Annotated in this window: 14 protein-coding genes, 1 tRNA gene and 6 pseudogenes; 13 read left to right on the forward strand and 8 right to left on the reverse strand. The window is 31.4% G+C overall.

Annotation, left to right across the window (positions count from 1 at the left end; translation table 11 throughout):
• Nucleotides 1–118 precede the first annotated feature (118 nt).
• Both ACZZ95_RS19065 and ACZZ95_RS19070 read left to right on the forward strand, forming a co-directional pair.
• Nucleotides 119–979 carry a phosphotransferase gene (locus tag ACZZ95_RS19065; protein WP_463470239.1) on the forward strand — a complete coding sequence of 287 codons (861 nt, stop codon included), beginning with the start codon at nucleotides 119–121 and terminating at the stop codon, nucleotides 977–979.
• A 239-nt stretch (nucleotides 980–1218) separates the two neighbouring features.
• A complete protein-coding gene (locus tag ACZZ95_RS19070; RefSeq protein WP_463470240.1) occupies nucleotides 1219–1857 on the forward strand; it encodes a hypothetical protein in 639 nt (212 codons plus the stop codon).
• Nucleotides 1858–1886: 29 nt separating this feature from the next.
• Here the strand turns inward: ACZZ95_RS19070 and ACZZ95_RS19075 are convergent, their stop codons facing one another.
• Nucleotides 1887–2438, reverse strand: coding sequence for an AAA family ATPase (locus ACZZ95_RS19075; RefSeq protein ID WP_463470241.1), 552 nt, complete (start codon nucleotides 2436–2438; stop codon nucleotides 1887–1889).
• Nucleotides 2439–2650: 212 nt separating this feature from the next.
• Nucleotides 2651–2725 (reverse strand) — tRNA-Val (locus ACZZ95_RS19080).
• Nucleotides 2726–2994: 269 nt separating this feature from the next.
• On the opposite strand from ACZZ95_RS19080, the gene ACZZ95_RS19085 reads away from it, so the two are divergent.
• Together ACZZ95_RS19085 and ACZZ95_RS19090 are read left to right on the forward strand one after the other, a co-directional pair.
• Complete coding sequence (locus ACZZ95_RS19085; protein ID WP_463470242.1) at nucleotides 2995–3642, forward strand: ABC transporter transmembrane domain-containing protein; 648 nt, start codon at nucleotides 2995–2997, stop codon at nucleotides 3640–3642.
• Nucleotides 3572–4781, forward strand: a pseudogene (locus ACZZ95_RS19090) (ABC transporter ATP-binding protein). Before ACZZ95_RS19085 ends, ACZZ95_RS19090 begins: the two are co-directional and overlap by 71 nt.
• A gap of 214 nt (nucleotides 4782–4995) precedes the next feature.
• Here the strand turns inward: ACZZ95_RS19090 and ACZZ95_RS19095 are convergent.
• Nucleotides 4996–6166: pseudogene (locus tag ACZZ95_RS19095) on the reverse strand (proline dehydrogenase family protein).
• Between the two features lie 130 nt (nucleotides 6167–6296).
• Between ACZZ95_RS19095 and ACZZ95_RS19100 the strand changes: the two are divergent.
• The 8 genes and pseudogenes from ACZZ95_RS19100 to recQ all read left to right on the forward strand — a co-directional run bounded on the left by ACZZ95_RS19100 (nucleotide 6297) and on the right by recQ (nucleotide 15705).
• The gene (locus ACZZ95_RS19100; RefSeq protein WP_463470243.1) at nucleotides 6297–6839 is read left to right on the forward strand and encodes a hypothetical protein; all 543 of its coding nucleotides are present in this window, start codon (nucleotides 6297–6299) and stop codon (nucleotides 6837–6839) included.
• Between the two features lie 62 nt (nucleotides 6840–6901).
• The gene (locus ACZZ95_RS19105) at nucleotides 6902–8746 is read left to right on the forward strand and encodes an O-antigen ligase family protein (protein WP_463470244.1); all 1845 of its coding nucleotides are present in this window, start codon (nucleotides 6902–6904) and stop codon (nucleotides 8744–8746) included.
• Nucleotides 8709–9056, forward strand: a complete 348-nt coding sequence (locus ACZZ95_RS19110; protein ID WP_463470245.1) for a tetratricopeptide repeat protein — start codon at nucleotides 8709–8711, stop codon at nucleotides 9054–9056. Before ACZZ95_RS19105 ends, ACZZ95_RS19110 begins: the two co-directional genes overlap by 38 nt.
• 131 nt (nucleotides 9057–9187) lie before the next feature.
• A pseudogene (gene aroB / locus ACZZ95_RS19115) lies at nucleotides 9188–10256 on the forward strand (3-dehydroquinate synthase).
• Between the two features lie 306 nt (nucleotides 10257–10562).
• A complete protein-coding gene (locus tag ACZZ95_RS19120) occupies nucleotides 10563–11981 on the forward strand; it encodes a type III PLP-dependent enzyme domain-containing protein (protein ID WP_463470246.1) in 1419 nt (472 codons plus the stop codon).
• An 84-nt stretch (nucleotides 11982–12065) separates the two neighbouring features.
• Nucleotides 12066–13035, forward strand: a pseudogene (locus tag ACZZ95_RS19125) (deoxyhypusine synthase family protein).
• 8 nt (nucleotides 13036–13043) lie between these two features.
• Nucleotides 13044–13454, forward strand: coding sequence for a DNA primase (locus ACZZ95_RS19130; protein WP_095951162.1), 411 nt, complete (start codon nucleotides 13044–13046; stop codon nucleotides 13452–13454).
• Between the two features lie 131 nt (nucleotides 13455–13585).
• Nucleotides 13586–15705: pseudogene (gene recQ / locus ACZZ95_RS19135) on the forward strand (DNA helicase RecQ).
• 177 nt (nucleotides 15706–15882) lie between these two features.
• On the opposite strand, the gene ACZZ95_RS19140 reads toward recQ, so the two are convergent.
• The 4 genes and pseudogenes from ACZZ95_RS19140 to ACZZ95_RS19155 form a co-directional block, all read right to left on the reverse strand.
• Nucleotides 15883–16398 (reverse strand): DinB family protein, encoded by a 516-nt coding sequence (locus tag ACZZ95_RS19140; RefSeq protein WP_463470247.1) that lies wholly within the window; start codon nucleotides 16396–16398, stop codon nucleotides 15883–15885.
• A 30-nt stretch (nucleotides 16399–16428) separates the two neighbouring features.
• Nucleotides 16429–19015, reverse strand: a pseudogene (locus ACZZ95_RS19145) (phosphoenolpyruvate carboxylase).
• A 92-nt stretch (nucleotides 19016–19107) separates the two neighbouring features.
• Nucleotides 19108–19587, reverse strand: a complete 480-nt coding sequence (locus tag ACZZ95_RS19150) for an Lrp/AsnC family transcriptional regulator (protein WP_007805990.1) — start codon at nucleotides 19585–19587, stop codon at nucleotides 19108–19110.
• Nucleotides 19588–19664: 77 nt separating this feature from the next.
• Entirely contained in the window at nucleotides 19665–20819 is a 1155-nt protein-coding gene (locus ACZZ95_RS19155) for a M14 family metallopeptidase (protein ID WP_463470248.1), read from the reverse strand.
• A 311-nt stretch (nucleotides 20820–21130) separates the two neighbouring features.
• On the opposite strand from ACZZ95_RS19155, the gene ACZZ95_RS19160 reads away from it, so the two are divergent.
• Entirely contained in the window at nucleotides 21131–21568 is a 438-nt protein-coding gene (locus ACZZ95_RS19160) for a helix-turn-helix domain-containing protein (protein ID WP_463470249.1), read from the forward strand.
• 83 nt (nucleotides 21569–21651) lie between these two features.
• Here ACZZ95_RS19160 and ACZZ95_RS19165 read toward each other — a convergent pair whose 3' ends face one another.
• Complete coding sequence (locus ACZZ95_RS19165) at nucleotides 21652–22203, reverse strand: 1-acyl-sn-glycerol-3-phosphate acyltransferase (RefSeq protein ID WP_463470250.1); 552 nt, start codon at nucleotides 22201–22203, stop codon at nucleotides 21652–21654.
• Between the last annotated feature and the right edge of the window lie 4 nt (nucleotides 22204–22207).

A 22207-nucleotide genomic window follows, 5' to 3' on the forward strand; every position in this document is an offset into this window, starting at 1 on the left:
TAAATATAAATTTCCTACTTTCGAAATCGCTTAAAATTTAGCCTAAACGGGATCAAATTTAAAGTTGATGAGAAATAGTATACATTTGCCCTCTTCAGAATTAAAATAAAAACAAAAAATGGCACAAGAATTTTCAGTTACACATAGTATTCTTTCGGCAGATAAAATCAGAGAATTCATTATAGCTAAATATGGTCTAAGTGAAACTGCAGAATGTAAACTTTTTAGAGCCGCAATGAACCATTTGTATATTGTGTTGGATGGTGATGAAAAGTTTGTTTTTAGAGTCTACACCTTCAATTGGAGAACTCGAGTAGAAATAGACGAAGAATTAAAACTTTTATTGCATCTGAAAAATAGCAATACATCCGTGTCCTATCCAATAGAGGACATATCGAATGAGCTGGTTCAGGAATTTAATGCTCCTGAAGGGAAAAGGTATGGCGTGCTTTTTTCGTACGCAAAGGGTTCAAAAACAGCAAAATTTTCAGCTGATGCGAGTTTTTTCATAGGTAAAGGACTAGCCGAAGTTCATAAAGCCGCAGAAATGTTCAGTTTGGAAAGGATAACCTACAATACGCAGACTTTACTTGATGAATCACTTACAAGAACAAAGCTTTTTTTCAACAAATCATCAGATGAAATTTTATTTTTAGACGCTTTATCGAGCTTTCTAAAAATTAAGTTTGATAATGTTGATGAAAAACAAATAAGATCTGGAGCAGTTCATCTTGATGTTTGGTTTGATAATATGCATATCGATGAAGAAAATAAAGTAACTTTTTTTGATTTTGATTTTTGCGGTAATGGCTGGTTATGTCTTGATATTTCTTATTTCTTGTTTCAGCTTTTTTCGACCAACCTCAATGAGAATGACTATTTAATTAAAGCCGAGAGCTTTTTAAAAGGATATGAAAATGTGACTGAAATATCTGAAGAAGAAAAAGAATACTTCCATACCTCTGCCTGGCCATTATGAATTATTACATCAGTATTCAATGTGATAGATTTGAATATTGGACAAATATATTTCTAAACGAGGATCATCTAAAACGATTTGTAGGTAACTTAAAACGCTGGGCCGCCTATAATAATATTGAAATTGAACAAAATATAATTTAAAAGCGACTGAGATTGATTAATTGTAAAATACTGGTAAAGAATTGGTATAAAAAAGTACATTAAAAAAGTGAAAAAAATATATTAATATTGATTTTGATGGCTCTACTTTTTTCCTGTAAAGAAGGGAATGAATCCATGAAAGATAAAGCTGAGGCTGAAACGTTTCATTTGGTAAAAAATGGCCTTGCTGAAAAAGATTTGAATATTATTAATAACAAAGACATTTATACTAAATATGAGTATAATGATTCTAAAAGCGCAAGTCTAATAATACAAAACAGCTTCCCGAGAGGCGGAATGAAATATACTGCTCCTAATGGCGAAGTTTATCGTTATGCCGTTTTTTGGACTAGAATAATAAACGAAACGGATAATATTCTGGAATTGAAAATTGAGTTTCCTATAAATTCATATGAAGTACCCTCTTTACCTGGCAAATACTTTAAAATAGTGATACCTCCTGATACGATGGTTCCTGAGAAAATGTCCTTGTTTAATTATGGCTTAACAGATTTAGAATCTTTTTTAGATACTGATATTTATAAAGCAGCTTCATTAGAAAGAATCATTAATTCGAAAGAATCAACTGGCTTTTATGTTGTAATGCTCTGCGTGGTTGAAGGTGCTAAAGGAACTTTACGAACAGGACTTAGTCTAAACAAGGGAAATCTAACTTATACAATTAATGGTAAAGAAATACATTGTGGAAGTATAGCCATAAAAAAAACTCCTTAAGTAATTAAGGAGTTTTAGTGTATGTGATACTAATTATTTGGTTCAATTGTAGAAAGAATAAAATCAACTCTTTCTCTTATTTTTAGTTTTGGAACTTCTATAAGTCGATACCCATAATCATAATAAGTTCTTTTTAATGTGTCATAAACTTCAATTGCTTCTGTAAAAGTTTGCTTACGCTCAGAATCTGTTTGATAAATTTCTTCCCAAGGCGGTAATATAAATACAATATGATTATACCTGTATTTTCGAACAGTTTCAGCTAATTCATTGGATATTTCCAATTTAATTAGATTTGCATATGCTATAGTGTCAGGAATACCCCTATCGAAAAAGGTAATTGAAGAATCGTCCTTGTTTTTCAGAAAATCATCTATAGACCTTTCAAGCATTAAATAAGTATATCTTTCCTGATTTGCCCACGGAAGTGCATCTCCATTATTTATTACTTGTTCTTTGATAATTTGACGTGTCGCTTCATCGATACAATTATATCCTCTTCGTTCTAATTCTTGAATAATAGTTGTTTTTCCAACTCCAGGACCACCTGTAATTATGAATGTGTTGATTAATTTGATCATTTTTTAATTAATTATTTTGTTAATTAAAATACAGGGGAAATTGTTCTAAGGCAGGCAAAAAGTGTCTTTGCAGTCGACTATTTAAAACGAAGATTTTTATAAATATTTTCAGCGTATTTATAAAAAGGTGTAGTAATTTTTGAATTATTTCTTAACGAAAAAAAAAGTGTACTTAAATAAAAAACTCCTTAATTTCTTAAGGAGTTTTTCTGTGGGCGATGAGGGGTTCGAACCCCCGACCCCCTCGGTGTAAACGAGGTGCTCTGAACCAGCTGAGCTAATCGCCCTATTTTACTAGGGTCGCTATCATTTCGTGATTGCGAGTGCAAATATACAGCTAGATTTTGTATTTGCAAGCATAAATAGAAAAAAAATGAAATTATTTTTGATGTTTTTATTTAGCTCTCTATTTTTCAGTCTGTTAAAAAATGAACAAAAAATTGTGTTTTCTTATATTTTCGTTAAAAAAGCAGAATATGGAACTCTAATTCGTAATATTACTTTGTATTCATTTCCTATAGTCATACATTTGTATACCTAAAAATAGTAAATTCTAATGGCAAGATTTAAAGAAAATGATTTACCAAAATCTAAAATAACTGCTACTTCACTTACCAAAGCAAAAACAATATTTACATACGCAGGAAATCACAAATGGAAATTCTTCATCGGATTAATTTTTCTGCTTTTAACGGGAGCTACTGCCCTAGCCTTTCCAAAATTAATGGGAATGCTTGTTGACTGTGTAAAAAATAAAGACAACGACCAAGCTAATACAATCGCTTTAGGATTAATTGCTATCTTGTTTTTACAATCATTTTTCTCCTTTTTCAGATTGTCTTTATTTGTAAACTTTACCGAAAATACATTGGCAAATCTCCGTTTGGCTTTGTATACCAATTTAGTAAAACTGCCAATGACTTTCTTCTCTCAAAAAAGAGTTGGAGAATTAAACAGTCGTATCAGTGCGGATATTACACAAATCCAAGATACTTTAACTACTACAATTGCTGAGTTTTTACGTCAGTTTATATTAATTATTGGAGGTGTTATTTTATTAGCGACTGAAAGCTTGAAATTAACTTTATTAATGCTTTCAGTAGTACCGTTAGTGGCAATTGCAGCAGTTGTTTTTGGAAGGTTTATTAGAAAATATTCTAAAAAAAGTTCAAGATCAGGTTGCAGAAAGTCAGGTTATAGTTGAAGAAACGATGCAGGGAATCAGCATTGTTAAAGCTTTTGCTAACGAATGGTACGAAATTGCACGTTATAAAGGTAAAATCAGCGATGTTGTAAAACTGGCTATTAAAGGTGGTAAATATCGAGGTTATTTTGCTTCATTTATTATCTTCTGTTTATTTGGCGCCATTGTAGCGGTAGTTTGGTTTGGTGTACGGTTGAGTATTGCGGGCGAAATGAGCGTGGGACAATTAATCTCTTTTGTTTTGTATTCTACTTTCGTCGGAGCTTCATTTGGTGGAATCGCCGAATTATATGCACAGATCCAAAAAGCAATTGGAGCAACCGAAAGGGTTTTCGAATTATTAGACGAAAATCCGGAGAAAATCAATTCTGATGTTAATAGAAAAAAAGAAAAAATTAAAGGAAATGTAACCTTCAATAATGTTGCTTTTAGTTACCCGACACGTCAGGAAATACAGGTTTTAAAAAACGTAAATTTCAAAGCCGAGTTTGGACAAAAAATAGCAATTGTTGGACCTAGCGGTGCTGGGAAATCGACTATTTCTTCTCTTTTATTGAGATTCTACGATATTACTTCTGGAGAAATAACCATAGATGGAAAAAATATTTACGATTATGATTTAGAAGATCTTCGCGACAACATGAGTATTGTGCCGCAAGATGTTATTTTATTTGGAGGAACAATCAGAGAAAATATTGCCTACGGAAAACCAGACGCTTCTGACGAAGAAATTGTACTGGCAAGCAAAACAGGCTAATGCTTTTAATTTTATAGAAGGTTTCCCAGAAAAATTTGAAACGTTAGTTGGAGAACGCGGGGTTAAGTTATCAGGCGGACAACGCCAGCGTATTGCAATTGCAAGAGCGGCGCTTAAAAACCCGAGTATTTTAATATTAGATGAAGCAACTTCATCTTTAGACAGTGAAAGCGAAAAACTAGTTCAGGAAGCTTTAGAAGTCCTAATGGAAGGAAGAACAAGCATCATTATCGCTCACAGACTTTCGACTATTAGAAATGCAGATAAAATCCTAGTTCTAGATAACGGAAAAATCTCAGAAGAAGGAACACACCAGGAATTAATTAATTTAGAAAACGGAATCTATAAGAACTTAAGTAATCTTCAGTTTAGTAACTATTAGATAAAATTCCAATTTTTAAAATTCCAAATTCCAATACAAAAAAAATCCATTTGCTTTGCAAATGGATTTTTTTTGTAAAATCTAAAATCTAATCCCGAGGCTTCGGGACTAAAATCTAAAATCGCACGTACGTCTACAACAAACGAAAAAGGTTCCAACAAAAATTGGAACCTTTTTAATATGTAAACTGTAAACCGAGACTGAAAACTGAAAATTATTTCCCTTTTCTACGTTTGCGTTCAGCTTTAATCATAGATAATTCGCGGCTTGTTTGTCCGGCAACAGAAGTGTTTTCTTCGGCACGACGAATCAAGTACGGCATAACATCTCTAACTGGGCCAAAAGGGAGATATTTAGCTACATTATAACCATTTTCAGCCAAGTTATAACTAATATTATCGCTCATTCCGTATAATTGTCCAAACCAGATTCTATTATCGTTTTTAGCAATTCCTTTTTGAGCCATCATTTCCATCAATTTGTATGAACTCAATTCATTATGTGTTCCTGCAAAAATCGCCATTGTTTCTAAATGGTCCAGCATATAGTTTACAGCGGCATCATAATTATCATCTGTTGCTTGTTTAGAAACACAAATTGGAGAAACATATCCTTTTTCTTCCGCACGTTTGTTTTCTTTTTCCATGTACGCGTCGCGAACTAATTTCATTCCGATGTAGAAACCTTCCGCTTTTGCAATATCATGCAATTTTTTCAAATAATCCAAACGATCCCAACGGTACATTTGTAAAGTATTAAATACAATGGCTTTTTCCTTATTGTATTTGCGCATCATATCGGTAACAAGATCATCAGCAAGCATCTTGCATCCAGCTTTCTTCACCATCAATTAATAAAGCAACATCTTTTTTATGTGCTTCACTGCAAACTTGATCAAAACGAGCTACTACTCTATTCCATTCCTCCTGTTCAGCTGGAGATAAGGTTTGCTTTTCTCCTAATTTTTCATACAATTCAAAACGGCCTAAACCAGTTGGTTTAAATACTGCAAACGGAATCGCTAAACGCTCCTTTGCAAATTCAATAGTTTTTAAGGTCATTTCCAAAGCGAGATCAAATTGTGCTTCTTCTTCTTTTCCTTCAACTGAATAATCTAATACAGATGAAACACCTTTAGTAAACATTTTATCAACTACAGTTAAACAGTCATTTTCGTTAACCCCGCCACAAAAATGATCAAAAACAGTTGCGCGTATTAATCCTTCAACTGGAAGATGTGCTTTGATAGCAAAATTAGTTACTGCTGTCCCAATACGCACTAATGGTTCGCTGTCAATCATTTTAAAAAGAAAATAAGCTCTATCAAGTTCTGTATCACTTTTTAACGAAAATGCAACCTGTGTGTTGTCGAATATTTTTTCCATTAAGTTTAGTTTTTGTGCAAAGATATAGAGTGTTTTGAATATTATTTACTAAATGAGGTCAAATTTTTCAATTTTCTCAATTGAAGTAGTGTACAACTTTCTAAATAATCCAAACTGAAATAGAATTCAATTGCAAAAAGTAGGAAATTACATAATTATTTGTATTTTTGCAAAAAATCATATTATGAATGCGAATAGTATTGATACGATCATCAACGAAACTAAAAGAAAAAAAATAGTATCGAATTTTGTTGTGCTTGCAGTTATTAGTTCACTGCTTATAATTGATTTTTTCCCTTACTTCAAAACTTATGAAATTATTAATCCACAGTTTCTTTATTTATCTATTGTCAATGTAATTCTGGGATTGTATTTTTATTTTAATTCAGATATCACTTCAGCAGCTGTTTTTCCATTATTAAAACGTAGCATTATTTTTAACCTTTATTGTGCTTTTATACTACTTTGCTGTGTATCTGTTTTTGCGACCAAAAATCCTCCTTTAGTATATACCAAAGTCACAGAAATTGTAATTGTATTTTGTTTATTTATAAACCTTACAATAGTATTGAAAGACAAATTATATATACTCTATAAAATTATTTTGGTAGTTGGTATAAGTGCATTCATTCAGGCGTGGCAAGCAATTATACAATTTTATTATTATTCCTAAAAATGCTTCCATAATTGATCTTTTGAATACAATGAAAGGAAATACGGGAAATATAAATATACTTGCAAGCAAGTCTTACCATTAAAGTTCCTTTTTTACTACTTGGAATTACATATTTTTCAGGTTATAAAAAGTTTTTTCTTTTAGCTGTTCTATTTTCAGTAACTACAGTTATTTTCTTAACAGGAGCAAGAACGCCATTGATTAATCTCTTTTTATTATATCTTATATATAGTATATATCTTTTAAAAAATTCCTTTACTAAATCTAGTTTTATAAAAATTCTCTATTTAATAATTCCTGTTTTTATATCTATATTATTTGCAAATTCAATTTTTGAAAAATCTAAAGATAAAGGCCGGTATCAATCATTAGAAAATAGAGTCAGTCAGATTAATACCAACGATGGTTCATCACAGTCGAGGTTATTTTACTGGAAAAATGCAATCGAAATGACTAAAAAAAATCCAATTTCAGGAATTGGTTTTGGTAATTATCAAGTAGAATCTATTCCTTATGAAAGAACTGTTGAAAATGATTCTACTGTTTCACTACATGTGCACAATGATTTTCTTGAAATATTTGCTGAGACAGGAGTTATAAATGGTTTAATATATTTTGCACTTTTTGTTTTCCTGTTTATTGTTAATTTAAAAAATGCAGTCAAATCAGAAGATTCCAATGCAAGGACAGTTGCACTTTTAACTCTATTAGTAGTTATTGTTTACGGTGTCGATTCATTTTTTAATTTTCCGATGTACAGACCAACAATGTCTATATTTTTTAGTTTGATGCTTGCACTTACGGTAGTAAATAAATTCAATCATAAGAATTTAGCAAGCAGTACTAAAATCGTTAAAACTATTTCTGCCGTTTTAATTGTAGTATCTATAGCAACAAGTTATTCTGCATATATAATATTTAAAGCTTCAAATCTTGAATATTTGATTGCCTCTGATAATATTAATATGAATGATAAAGGACAACTTACAGGTGATGAAGTAGTAAAAAGAATGCCTAAATATCCCAATACATTTAATAGCTCTGAGTCATTTTATGAATATGCGACAATCTATTACATACGTGAGAAAAATTATGAAAAGGCCTTAAAGTGCTTTTCTAAAGCAAGCAAAATTAACCCCTATTCTGGAAGAATTGATTTTTATAAACAAATAATTTGTGCTCAAAAAGGAAATGTTGACAGCGCTTATATTTATGCAAAAAAAGCCTTCTATCTGCGTCCTAGAAATATAACTTTATTTCAAGCCGCAATGAGTTATGCAACAAGAAACAGAGATTCTGTCGAAGTGTTAAAAATACATAAACTATACACTAAATTTAGAAACGAACCTTTGGCATGGAATCTTGCAGGCCTTGGTTTACAGAGTTCTGGGGCAGATTATAAGCGATTATCAAATTTCATCGATGAAGGATTAAAGACTTTACCAAATGACAGCACACTTATAAAACAAAAAAGCAGTTTTTTACTAACACGTTATCTTGTTGAAGGTCAGGAATATGGAGGTCAAGGAAATAGAGCTAAAGAAATGGAAAGTTACCAAAAAGCTTTAAAAATTGATCCAGAAAATATATATGCACTTCAAAATGTAGGTTTTTGTTATTACAATACAGGAAAAAATGATCTAGCAATTAAGTTCTTCAAAAAAACACTAGAATATCCTGGATCAGATAACGGAAGAATAGAATATTATATTGGAATTTGTTATTTAAACCTAAATGATAATATAAATGCTAATAAGTATTTTGAATTATCAAAAAACAAAAATTACCTTCCAGCCAAAGAATCTAACTCTAATATTGCAAATGGAACTGAAGAAGCAGACATTAAAAAAACGAAAAAACGATCTAATGATTGCAAGTTATATTACAGAAGGTCAAGAATTTGAAGAACAGAGAAAAATGGATCAAGCTCTTTTATCTTACGAAAAGGCTCTAAAAATTGACTCAAAAAGTATATATGCTGCCCAGAATATTGGTTTTTATTATCTTAAGACTGGAGAGTATAAAAAAGGAATAAGCTTTTTATTGAATGCATTGAAATATCCAGGCTTAAACGATGGAAAGACAGAATATTTCTTAGCAATTTGTTATTTAAATGAAAACGATAAATCTAACGCATGTAAATATTTTAATATAGCTAAAAATAAAAACTATGCCAGGGCTCAACAAGCGATTAATGAAAACTGTATGAAATAAAATCTAATTGCTCTTGATTTTAATTGACTCTTTAATTTAGAATGATTCGTTTTTAAACAAATTAGAACCAAATTTTGAATATTATTTCCTTAAAATTGCCTTATTTTGCGGTTCAAATTAACTAAAGAATCATGCAGTCAATTCAAGCCAATAATTATTTCGTACATTTTAACCACAATGCATACGAAGCTTTAAATAAACATTTAAGAGAAACTAAATACTCTAACATATTTATAATTGTTGATGATCAAACCAATGAGTTTTGTTTGCCAAAATTTATACCGCTTTTAGAAACAGATCTGACAATTGAAATTATTGAATTTGAAGCTGGAGAAGCTAATAAGAATATCGAAACCTGCATTGAAATCTGGAATATCTTAACAGAACTTGGAGGCGATAGAAAATCACTTGTAATTAATCTGGGCGTGCGGTGTCGTTACAGATTTAGGAGGTTTTGTTGCTTCTACCTTTAAAAGAGGAGTTGATTTTATCAATATTCCTACAACATTATTATCTATGGTAGATGCTTCTGTTGGCGGAAAAACCGGTGTCGATTTAGGAAATCTTAAAAATCAGATCGGAGTTATTAATGTACCGCAGATGGTTTTAATAGATACACAATATCTTGAAACTTTATCGCAAAGTGAAATGCGTTCTGGTTTAGCCGAAATGCTAAAACATGGTTTAATTTATGATGCACCATACTGGAGACAGTTCTCTGATCTAAAATCGATTATTTTCGACGATTTAGATCAATTAATTTATCGTTCTGTTGAAATCAAAAATGAAATAGTTATTCAGGATCCAACAGAAAAAAACATTCGTAAAGCCTTGAATTTTGGGCATACTTTGGGTCACGCTATTGAAAGTTATTTTTTAGAAAGTGAAACCAAAACTACTTTACTTCACGGAGAAGCAATTGCTGTTGGAATGATTCTGGAAAGTTATATCTCTCTTCACAAGAATCTAATTTCAGATGAAGACTACAGAGAAATCAAAACTGTCATAAAAGGCATTTACGACGATGTAATTTTTGAAGAAAATGACATCGATCCAATCTTAGAATTGCTTATTCACGACAAAAAAAATGAATACGGCTTAATTCAATTCGCATTAATTGAAGGAATAGGAAAGATAAAAATTAACCAATCCGTTGAAAATAAATTGATTCTAGACGCGTTTCAAGATTATAAATCTTAAACTTTTTTTAATCAAAAGCATTGCGTTAGGTATATATTATTTTTTACATTTGCCACCATGAAAACAAACAGGAAACAAAGACACTTTAGTTCTTATAGAAACCGTCTCAGCAGTTCTTTATTAAGAATGTTAGATCGGTTTTATAATAGCAAGAGTCCGTTTTGCCCAGATGTTTTCCAATGTTCAAAAGCGGAGCACGAAAAACTGCCTATTATATTTGCCAATATTAGAGTTTGAATTTAAGATTTAGTTCCAAAAAAAACCTAAATTTAAATAAAATTACAATCTCTAAACATTGACACATAAATGAATACAAAATATTCTGATCTAATAAATCAAACATACTATTTTCCACAAACAGAATTTAAATTAAATAAAGACAACCTATTGTTTCACAATATCGATTTGATGAAATTGGTTGAACAATATGGTACGCCATTAAAATTTACTTATCTGCCTCAGATTTCTGAAAACATCAATAAGGCAAAAGCCTGGTTCAGAAAATCAATGGAAAAAAATAAATACGAAGCAAAATACTATTATTGTTATTGTACAAAAAGTTCTCATTTTGAATACATTATGAATGAAGCTTTCAAGAATAACATTCATATTGAAACATCATCCGCATTTGATGTTAATATTGTGGAGAATTTATTAGAAAACGGAAAAATCAATAAGAGTACTTATGTAATTTGTAACGGTTTTAAAAGAGACGAATACATTAGTAATATTGCAAGATTGATTAATAACGGACATAAGAATACTATTCCGATTATTGACAATTATGAAGAATTAGATTTACTTCAAGCAGAAATTAAAGGAAAATTCAAAATTGGAATCCGTATTGTCGCTGAGGAAGAACCTAAATTCGAATTTTATACATCAAGATTAGGAATTGGTTATAAAAACATAGTTTCTTTTTATAAAAAACAAATTCAGGAAAATGATAGATTAGAGCTTAAAATGCTTCACTTTTTTATCAATACCGGAATAAACGATACATCATATTATTGGAATGAGCTTGTAAAATGTATTAAAGTATACATTGCTCTTAAAAAAGAATGCCCTACCCTAGATGGCTTGAACATTGGAGGTGGTTTTCCAATTAAGAATTCATTAGCTTTTGACTATGATTATCAATATATGATTGATGAAATTATCAATCAAATTAAAATTGCTTGTGATGAAGCTGAAGTTGATGTTCCAAATATTTTTACGGAATTTGGATCGTTTACTGTAGGCGAAAGCGGTGGTGCAATCTATCAGATTTTGTATCAAAAACAACAAAATGATAGAGAAAAATGGAATATGATTGATTCCTCTTTTATTACCACTTTACCAGATACTTGGGCTATAAACAAACGTTTTATCATGCTGGCGGTAAACCGTTGGAATGATACTTACGAGCGGGTCTTGTTGGGAGGTCTGACTTGCGATAGTGACGACTATTACAATTCTGAGCAAAACATGAACGCAATTTATCTGCCAAAGTACAATAAAGAAAAGCCATTATATATTGGTTTCTTTAATACTGGCGCATATCAAGAAACAATTGGAGGATATGGCGGTCTTCACCACTGTTTGATTCCGCGACCTAAACACATTTTGATAGATCGTGACGAAAATGGTATTCTGGCGACAGAAGTTTTTTCAGAACAGCAAACTTCAGATGATGTATTGAAGATTTTAGGCTACAAAAAAAGTTGTAAAAAAACGGCAGATTAAGTAAGATAAATATTTAGAAAATTCTTAATTTGCATTAACATCCAAAAAGGTTAAACTTTTTAATTCAAAAAAAAAACAAAAAAAATGAAAGGACCAATCAGTCAGTTTATTGAAAAACATTATTTGCATTTTAATTCTGCTTCATTAGTAGATGCTTGCAAAAGCATATGAACAGCAGTTAGCAGATGGTGCAAAAATGCTTGTAAGTATGGCTGGCGCAATGAGTACAGCAGAAATTGGTAAAATTTTTGCAGAAGTAATCAGACAAGACAAAGTACATATTATTTCATGTACAGGTGCAAATCTTGAAGAAGATATCATGAATTTAGTAGCTCATTCTCATTATGAAAGAGTACCAAATTACCGTGATTTAACACCAGAAGATGAGTGGGCATTGCTAGAAAGAGGATTAAACCGTGTTACAGACACATGTATTCCTGAGCATGAAGCTTTCCGTCGTTTACAAAAACATATTTACAAAATTTGGAAGGATGCAGATGATAAAGGAGAACGTTATTTTCCGCATGAATTTATGTATAAAATGTTGTTGTCGGGCGTTTTAGAAGAATATTACGAAATTGATTTAAAAGATAGCTGGATGTATGCGACTGCAGAGAAAAACCTGCCTATTATTGTACCAGGATGGGAAGATAGTACAATGGGAAATATCTTTGCATCATACGTAATTAAAGGAGAGCTGAAAGCATCTACTATGAAATCTGGAATTGAATACATGACATTCCTAGCAGACTGGTATTCAAAAAACAGCTCTAAAGGAATTGGATTCTTCCAAATCGGTGGTGGTATCGCTGGTGATTTTCCTATCTGTGTTGTACCAATGTTGTACCAAGATATGGAAATGCATGATGTTCCATTTTGGAGCTATTTCTGCCAAATTTCAGATTCAACAACTAGTTACGGTTCTTATTCTGGAGCAGTTCCAAATGAAAAAATCACTTGGGGTAAATTAGATATCAAAACCCCTAAATTTATTATTGAGTCGGATGCTACAATTGTTGCTCCGTTAATTTTTGCATATTTATTAGATTTATAAAATAATTTATGAAAAGAGTTATAGTAGACTACGCTAAACTTACCAATGAAATTTTAAACCTTTTGGTTGAAAAATTTCCTGATGGTTATGATGATTCGGATGTAATCCGTTTTAGAAATGCTAAAAACGAATTAGTTGAAGCTGTGGAAGTTCGCACAGAAGACACTATCTATTTAGTAAAAATTAGTACTAAACTTGCTGATAGAATTGAAAACTACGATGAAGATGATGATATTGATGTTGATGTAGATACAATCGTTCCAGTTAAAGGAATGGATCTTGATGATGATATCGACGACGATGATGAAGATGATAATCAAGACAAACCTGATGTTGAAGGCGGCGACGAAGATGATGAAGATGACGACGACAAAGCAGATACTGATTATGACGAGGATGAAGAAGAAGATGAAGATTAATTCATTTCTTTGAAATAAAATAAGAGGAACTCTATTCGAGTTCCTTTTTTTATACCATAATAATTAAACAAATTTTATATTTTTGTAAGATTATTTTTAATTTTAATCTTTTATTAAAGATTATACGCCCTATGACTTCAGAAATATTACATGCGGCATTAAAAGAAAATTTTGGTTTTGAAAAATTCAGACCAAATCAAGAAACAATTATAAATACTATATTAGCGGGGCAAGATGCTCTAGCTATTATGCCTACCGGAGGCGGAAAATCAATATGTTTCCAACTTCCTGCTTTAATTTTACCCGGAATTACAATAGTGATTTCTCCACTGATCGCCTTAATGAAAGATCAGGTTGACAGCTTAAAAACAAACGGAATATCTGCCTGCTATATAAACAGCTCACAGTCTGCACAAGAACAGCAGTATTATATAGAAAACTTAAAATCTAATACTTTTAAGCTGGTATATATTGCTCCAGAAAGTCTTTCTTATCTAGATGTTGCTTTTAATGAACTAACTATTAGTCTAATAGCAATTGACGAAGCGCATTGTATTTCGTCTTGGGGTCATGATTTCAGACCTGCTTATACTAATTTGGGATATTTAAAAAGCCGCTTCCCTTCTACTCCAGTTTTAGCGCTGACCGCTACAGCTGATAAAGCAACGCGAACAGATATTACAAAACAGCTTAATTTAATAAAGCCAAAAACTTTTATTGCCTCTTTTGATCGTGCAAATTTAAGTTTAGAAGTACGTCCAGCATTGGATCGTGTAAAACAGATCATTGATTTTGTTGAAAATAAACCCAATGAATCAGGAATTATTTATTGCTTAAGCCGTAAAACCACAGAGGAATTAGCCGAAAAATTAAAGAAAAACGGAATTACAGCAAAAGCGTATCATGCTGGTTTAGATAACGATACGCGTGCGAAAACTCAGGATCAATTTATAAACGACGATTGTCAGGTAGTTTGCGCAACGATTGCTTTCGGAATGGGGATTGACAAATCGAATGTTCGCTGGGTAATTCATTATAATCTTCCAAAAAACATAGAAGGTTATTATCAAGAAATTGGACGTGCGGGACGTGACGGTTTACCAGCCGAAACAGTTTTGTTCGAAAGTTACGCAGATGTGATTCAGCTTCAGAAATTTGCTTCGGACGGATTAAATGCAGACATTCAGCTTGCGAAATTAGATCGTATGAAACAATACGCTGATGCCGTTAGTGCGCCGTAGAAAAAATTCTGCTTTCTTATTTTGGTGAATTGGTTACAGAAAATTGCGGTAATTGTGATATCTGCAAAAATCCGCCAACTTTTTTCGACGGAACAGTTTTAGCGCAAAAAGCATTATCTGCAATTACACGTTTGAAAGAATCTGAGCCACTGGCAGTAATTGTAGATTTTTTAAGAGGCTCGAGAAACGCGTATATCTACGAAAAAAATTATCAAACGCTAAAAACCTACGGAATTGGCGATGATATTTCTTGGTACGACTGGAATCAATACCTTATTCAGCTTATAAATTTGGGATATTGTGAAATTGCCTTTCATCAACATAACAAAATTCTCCTTACCCCTTTTGCAAAGAAAGTTTTATTTGAAGGTGAAAAAGTAAAATTGACAACAGTTGTTAAGAAAGTAATCGATAAATCTGAAATTAAAGAAGCGAAAACTAAAACAGCTAAAAATTCTCTTTTTGAAACACTTCGAAAATTACGCTACGAAATTGCTCAAGAAGAAGAAGTTCCTGCGTATGTAATTTTCAGTGATGCCTCTTTAAGGCAAATGGAAATTTTAAGACCAATGACAGATGAAGATTTTCTTGCTGTTGAAGGAGTTGGAAAAGCTAAACTTGAAAAATATGGTTCCGAGTTTATCAATGCTATAATTGAATTTTACAAAAACAAATCGGTTGTTAAGAAAGATAAAAAAGAAAACACCTATAAAAAAACTTTAGAATTATATGAAAGCGGTATTTCTGTAGATGAAATTGCCGAAAGAAGAAGTTTAGGCAGAACAACAATTGTTTCGCATTTGGCTAAATTATATGTTGACGGTCACGATCTCGATTTGAATCCATTTATTTCTGATACAGAAATTGCTGAAATCGAAAAAGCAAAAACAGTTTTAGAAAATCCAAACGCTTTGAGACCTTATTTTGATTATTTTGAAGAGAAAATGTCTTATGATAAAATTAGATTTGGTTTGGCGTTTTTAGAAAGAAAAAATCAAACTATTCAATAAATACTCATTTTTGTCATTTCAACGAAGGGGAAATCTAATGCGAGAATCTGCAAAGAATTTATTCAATTTTTAGTGTGATTTCTCCTTTGTCGAAATGGCAGGCTGTGAAAATATTATTTAAATAAAAAAATCCTGCGAATTGCTTCACAGGATTTTTTTATAAAGAAGTTTACCTTTCTACAAATACCTTTCTTCAAAAACTTTTTGATGGTGTTTTTGATGTCCGATTATGACAAAGCCTAAAGCACGAACAGAAATTTGATTACCAGAAGCTGTTCCAATTCTTTTAAGTTGTTCTTCAGATAAGCTTTTGTAAAACAATAAAGTTGAATGCCTTAGCGCTGACAGTTCAGTTAGCAAATCTTGAATACTTCTTCCATTTGAATTGGTGCTATTCGCATAATCATCCTCTTCAAAGCTTGGCAAAGGCGTTTGATCATTTCTTGAAAAACGTAGAGCACGATAAGCAAAAATACGTTCTGTATCCATAACATGTTGGATAATATCTTTGATCGTCCATTTACCTTCTGCATAACGGTAATCAAATTTATCCATAGGAATATTTTGAACAAATCGTATAAATTCATGAAGAGAAATTTCTAATTCCTCAATCAATAATCCATCTCCGGCTTGTTTTAAATATGTACCAAAATGGCCGGAAAATTCATTCTCTGCTATATCGCTTACTTTCATTTTATATAAATTATAGTGTAAGATTCAGTTTTAAGCTGAATTTCTACTTGCATTAGTATTTCCAAAGAGAGATCTCGTTACTACTTTTTCATAAACTTTAATCAATTCTTCATTTGGAGACTCTTCTTTGTTCAACTCATTGATTCTCAATAAAGCATATTGCTGAATTGTCAATAATGGTAAAACAATACGCTCTCTTATTTGGATTGAAGCAATACCATCGGGATAATTTTCCATTAAGGTTTTATGATCAGCAATTTTTAATAAAAGTCTCTTTGTTTCTGAGAATTCATCGTAAATAATCTGCCAGAATTCACCGAATTCAGGATCTTTTCTCATATATGCTGTTAATGGTAAAAATGATTTTGCCAATGACATCATACTATTTTCTAGTAAAGTTTTGAAAAATAATGAGTTATGATATAAATCGCTTACTTTATCCCATTGCCCGCTTTCTTCAAAATGTTTTAAAGCTGAACCAACTCCAAAGAATCCAGGTACATTTTGTTTTAACTGACTCCAAGATCCCACAAATGGAATTGCTCTTAAATCAGCAAAATCTAAAGATTCAGATTTACTTCTTTTAGAAGGACGGTCGCCGATATTAGTTTTAGAATAATATTTCAGCGTACTCATTTTTTCCAGATAAGGAATAAATTTTGGGTGATTCTTAAAACTCAAATATTTATCATATCCTAAATTAGCCAATTGCGTCAAGATTTCAGTCTCATCCGCAGTAAGTTCATTTTTTCCTTTACTAAAAACTTGATTCGTTACTCCAGCACTTAATAAGTTCTCAATATTGTAACGACAAGAATCTAAAGTTCCAAAATTAGAGCTTATAGTCTGACCTTGAACCGTAATTTGAATTTCGTTATTTTCGATTTTTGGTCCTAAAGAAGCATAGAATTTGTGTGTTTTTCCGCCGCCACGAGCTGGAGGCCCACCGCGTCCGTCAAAGAAAATTACTTTAATACCATATTTTCTAGAAATCTCGGTCAATGAAATTTTTGCCTGATAAATACTCCAGTTTGCCATTAAATAACCACCATCTTTAGTTCCGTCAGAGAAACCAAGCATAATTGTTTGTTTATTTCCTCTTTCTTTTAAATGTTTAGAATATTCTGGATTGGTGTACAATTGCTCCATTATAGAATGTGCATTTTGTAAATCATCTACAGATTCAAAAAGCGGAATAATATCAACCGTAGGATTTTCCCAATTATTCAAACGAATCATAGCGAAAGTTTCCATTACATTCAGCGCACTTTCGTTATTACTAATAATATAACGATTGGCTCCTTCTTCACCATTATTTGCTTGAATGGTTTTAATCGCCTGAACAGATTCTAATGTGTATCTCGTAATTTCATCTTCAAAATCAGCAGGATTTAAATTTCCTTTAATTTTTGATAAAACATTGATTTTTTGCTCTTCTGTTAATTCAAAATAGTTCTTCGGAAAAATATCAGATCCAGAATTCAAATAATAGTTCACAACATCTTTAAATACAACATTATGAATTTTACTATTTTGACGAATATCTAAAGTTGCAAAATGAAATCCAAATAAATTGATTTTTACTAAAAACGCTTCTAGTTCATCTAAGTATAAAGATTGATGTTTTTCAATAATTATAGCTCTAATTTTATTTAACTGCGTCAATAATTCTTCTAAAGTGATAAAAATTTCACCTTTAGAATAGAAAACAGAACGATAAAGCTTATGTTCAAGTTCAGATACCAAAGTGTCTACACCAGAGAAAGTTAACTTACGTTTTAGATTTCTCATTTCGACATAGTAACACTTTAAAATTGAGGTACGTAAACGATCTGCAACTTTAAGTGTAATTTCTGTTGTAACAAAAGGATTTCCGTCACGATCACCTCCCGGCCAGAAACCAAGTTTGATTAATTGATTGTGAATTGGTTCTCCCTCTTTTATGTTTTTTTGAAGGTAATGTACAATTTCACCAGCAGTTGCGTAAAACACATTTTCCAAATACCAAATCAAGCTGACTGCTTCATCATACGGATTTGGTTTTTCATTTTGAATGAAAGGTGTTTTTCCTAACTGCGCCAGTAATTGTTTGATCTGTAATAAATCATTTTGACGAATTGCTTCAGTCAAATCATTTATAATTCCTAAAACTGGCCCAGGATAAAATTGAGTTGGATGCGCAGTTAGAACAGTACGAACATTAAAGTTTTCTAAAAACTCAATTAGTTCACCGTCTTTTTCTTTCGCATCTGATTTTTCTTTGATATCACGCAAAGAACCGCGTCCTTCCATGTTGTTCACTTCTGGAAAAGCGAGCATCTTCAATAGCATCAAACAATACAATTTGGCGTTCTATATATTGAATAAATCGAAACATTAAATCGATTTTTTCAGTTTCTGAAGCATTGTTAAGAAATCTGTCAGAAAAGAAATTAAAAATTTCCTTTGGGGTTTCTTGTTTTTTAAAGCCCGTTTCGCAAGTCTCTGTAAATAAAGGAAGTAAAACTCCAGTATTATCTATAGAATCAAATGGTAATGTTATAAAAACACTATTATAGATGTGGTATTTTGAGAGAACGTCTTGATTAAAACGTTCAATTTTTGGCAACGTATACATAATCGTGTTATAGTTGGTTGGTTAATTAGTCATAAAAAAACCCCAAGAATAAACTTGAGGTTATATTTTAATATAGCATTCAAGAAAAGTTCTTACATATTTTTGAAAATAGTATGCATCAAACGCTTCTTATCGTTTATACTTTCTTCTAATGAAATCATTGTTTCAGTTCTGTAAACACCCTCGATATCGTCAATCATAAAGATAACTTCTTTCGCGTGCTTAGTATCTTTTGCTCTAATTTTGCAAAAAATATTGAATTTTCCTGTAGTTACAGAAGCTACGGTAACGAATGGAATTTGGTTAATTCGCTCTAATACAAATTTTGTTTGAGACGTATTATTCAGAAATACACCTACATAAGCAATAAATGAATACCCTAATTTATCGTAATCTAAGGCTAAAGAAGAACCCATTATTATACCTGCGTCTTCCATCTTTTTTACTCTAACATGTACTGTTCCAGCAGATATCAATAATTTTTTTGCAATGTCAGTAAACGGAACTCTCGTATTGTCTATTAACATATCTAAAATCTGGTGATCTACTTCATCTAAACGAAATTTACTCATAATTGTTTAATTAATATTACTAATTGCTATTACAAAGTATAAAATTATATATAAAAAACAACAAATTCACAAAAAAATTAACTTTTTATTAATCCGTTAACAAATTTAACATTTTTATTTAAATAAAAATTTGCTTTCTGACCCAATTTGGGAAAATTTGTGAAATCATCCGAATATTCCTGCTCTTTTGCATCGTATTCGTAGTGACCAAAATAATTTTCCAATTCGCCTACTTCAACTATGTAAGCATTAAATTGAATCTTATTTTCGATTAATTCCTCTTTGTATTGTGCGACAAAATTCGTAATAATTTCGATACCATCATAATTTATTTTGACATTTTTATACATAAAATCATAAAAAACCACGTTATTTTGTGAAATATTCAAATATTCGCCAAATCGATTATCAACTAAAACGTTTTCGGAAATCAATTTAAAGCTCAAAATTAACGAGAAAAATATGTATTTACGTGTGATTTCCCTTTCATAGTCGCCTGGGTAATGCCCTGCTTCAAATAATATAGTAGGAACACCTAGAAATTGAAAAGTATCTCCTATACAATTAATATTAAAAGAATCATCGAAACGGCCGACTTGTCCTGATATATATTTCTGAAGTTCATGATTGATTCCTGCAATAATATTTATGGCTTTTAATCGATTCTCATTCACTTCTCTCTCTTCATTATAAGAGGGTGCCAAAAAAGACACCGTTGCGGGCTTCCCAGTAGTTCCTGCGCCAAAAATAGTACGCTGATCATGTAGATTAAAACAATAATGCGGTTTGAAACTTTCAAATGCTTCTCTTAGAACCCTGCTTTCTGGTTGTGTCAAGTCTTGAGAGTCGCGATTTAAATCTACATCAACAGCATTTGCACGTGTGTACAATCTTGCGCCATCTGGATTTAATATAGGAATACTATAAAAGGTAAAAGTATTGAGCATTCTCTTTGCAAAATCTGTTTCACCATTTAGCAGATTAATAAAATCGAATAGCGCTTTTGTGGTTGTGCTTTCGTTTCCGTGCATTTGCGACCATAAATAAACACGTGTTTGTCCTGTCCCAAATTGGTAACTATATATAGGTTCACCTAAAACTGATGTTCCAATAATCTGTACTTGATTATTTGTATTTAATTTATCTAAAAGTGGTTTAATATGATCTAAAGTCAAATATCTTCCAGATATGCTTTCTTCTTTGTATTCTGTAAAAAGTACTTCTAAATTCATTGTGTTTTGATTAGTTTACAAAAGTAAACATCTTTATTTTTACAATTGTAAACTATTTAAAATGTTAATAATTTAGAAATGTAAACAGTTAATTACCCCAATACCCTATTGGTTCAGCGATATGAATTAACAAATGTTATAAATCATAAAATTAAAGCTCATTACTTTGTTTTTCAATTACTTATGTGATTTTATTAAAGTATATATTTAAGTTATTATTCATTATATAGAAGATTTACAACTGTAATATTGTTATAGTTATTCTTTTTGTTTACATTTGTAAATATGCATTTCTAAAACTAAAATTTACAATGGTAAACATAGATGATTTTGTAAAAAGACTTGAGATTGTATTAGACTATTATGGACTAAATGCCTCTGCATTTGCTGATAAAATTGGTGTGCGACGTTCGAGTATGTCTCACCTATTATCTGGCAGAAACAAACCAAGTTTAGATTTTGTCATGAAAATTTTGGAAGTTTTTCCAGATGTAGATCTTTATTGGATTTTAATTGGAAGAGGAAATTTCCCGAAAAATGACGAGGAAAAAATTTCACCTCCCTTACCTATTTCAATTCAAAATTCTGGCGAAGATTTATTTTCTACAATTGAAGTAAATGAAAATAAAAAAACGGAAACAAAATTTCCGTCAGAATTAAAAAGTCCAAATTTAAACTCGGAAGAAAGCGAAATTGAAAAAATTGTATTCTTTTACAAAAATGGAACTTTTAAAACGTATTCTTCCTAATTTAAAATAATCGCATATTTGGGCACAGGTAAATATTTTTTTTATTTACGCGATTCTCACGCATTTGAAAAAATCTTTAAAAATTATAGTGGAAATCCATTTTCTGGAATTTTTCCTGAAACGCCTTGATAGTGCTTTTTCAAAATTTCAAAATCAGCCTCATAATTTCCAGTTGGATAAAATGCTTCACCAAAACTAACTTCTTTTTTGCCCCAATTAAAAGCTACAGCAACAATTGGCACATTCGCTTTAAGCGCGATATAGTAAAATCCTGTTTTAATTTCTTTTACCTCTTTTCGAGTTCCTTCTGGAGCAACAGCCAATCGGAAGATTTCTTTTCGATCAAAAATGGCGGCAATTGAATCTACCTTATTTAAGCCGCCGGATCGGTCCAAAGGTTCTCCTCCAACATTTCTGAAATAATAGCCGAAAGGAAACTTAAACAATTCCTTCTTTCCTACCCAATTCATCTGTAATCCTGATATACCACGCGTGAAAAGTCCTATATAAAAATCGTGATTACTCGTATGAGGCATTACCATTAGTATACATTTTTTGATTTCGGCATTTTTTATTCCTACTATTTTCCAGCCCATTAGCTTAAAAAATAGGAATTTGTACAATAGTTTTTTCATTAAA

The organism is Flavobacterium sp. AC267 (genome assembly GCF_979258715.1).

Bases quoted from the DNA above. Each gene is read 5' to 3' on its own strand.
- ACZZ95_RS19065 (WP_463470239.1), top strand. From the start codon at position 119: ATGGCACAAGAATTTTCAGTTACACATAGTATTCTTTCGGCAGATAAA.
- ACZZ95_RS19070 (WP_463470240.1), top strand. From the start codon at position 1,219: ATGGCTCTACTTTTTTCCTGTAAAGAAGGGAATGAATCCATGAAAGAT.
- ACZZ95_RS19075 (WP_463470241.1), bottom strand. From the start codon at position 2,438: ATGATCAAATTAATCAACACATTCATAATTACAGGTGGTCCTGGAGTT.
- ACZZ95_RS19085 (WP_463470242.1), top strand. From the start codon at position 2,995: ATGGCAAGATTTAAAGAAAATGATTTACCAAAATCTAAAATAACTGCT.
- ACZZ95_RS19110 (WP_463470245.1), top strand. From the start codon at position 8,709: ATGATTGCAAGTTATATTACAGAAGGTCAAGAATTTGAAGAACAGAGA.
- ACZZ95_RS19120 (WP_463470246.1), top strand. From the start codon at position 10,563: ATGAATACAAAATATTCTGATCTAATAAATCAAACATACTATTTTCCA.
- ACZZ95_RS19130 (WP_095951162.1), top strand. From the start codon at position 13,044: ATGAAAAGAGTTATAGTAGACTACGCTAAACTTACCAATGAAATTTTA.
- ACZZ95_RS19140 (WP_463470247.1), bottom strand. From the start codon at position 16,398: ATGAAAGTAAGCGATATAGCAGAGAATGAATTTTCCGGCCATTTTGGT.
- ACZZ95_RS19150 (WP_007805990.1), bottom strand. From the start codon at position 19,587: ATGAGTAAATTTCGTTTAGATGAAGTAGATCACCAGATTTTAGATATG.
- ACZZ95_RS19155 (WP_463470248.1), bottom strand. From the start codon at position 20,819: ATGAATTTAGAAGTACTTTTTACAGAATACAAAGAAGAAAGCATATCT.
- ACZZ95_RS19160 (WP_463470249.1), top strand. From the start codon at position 21,131: ATGGTAAACATAGATGATTTTGTAAAAAGACTTGAGATTGTATTAGAC.
- ACZZ95_RS19165 (WP_463470250.1), bottom strand. From the start codon at position 22,203: ATGAAAAAACTATTGTACAAATTCCTATTTTTTAAGCTAATGGGCTGG.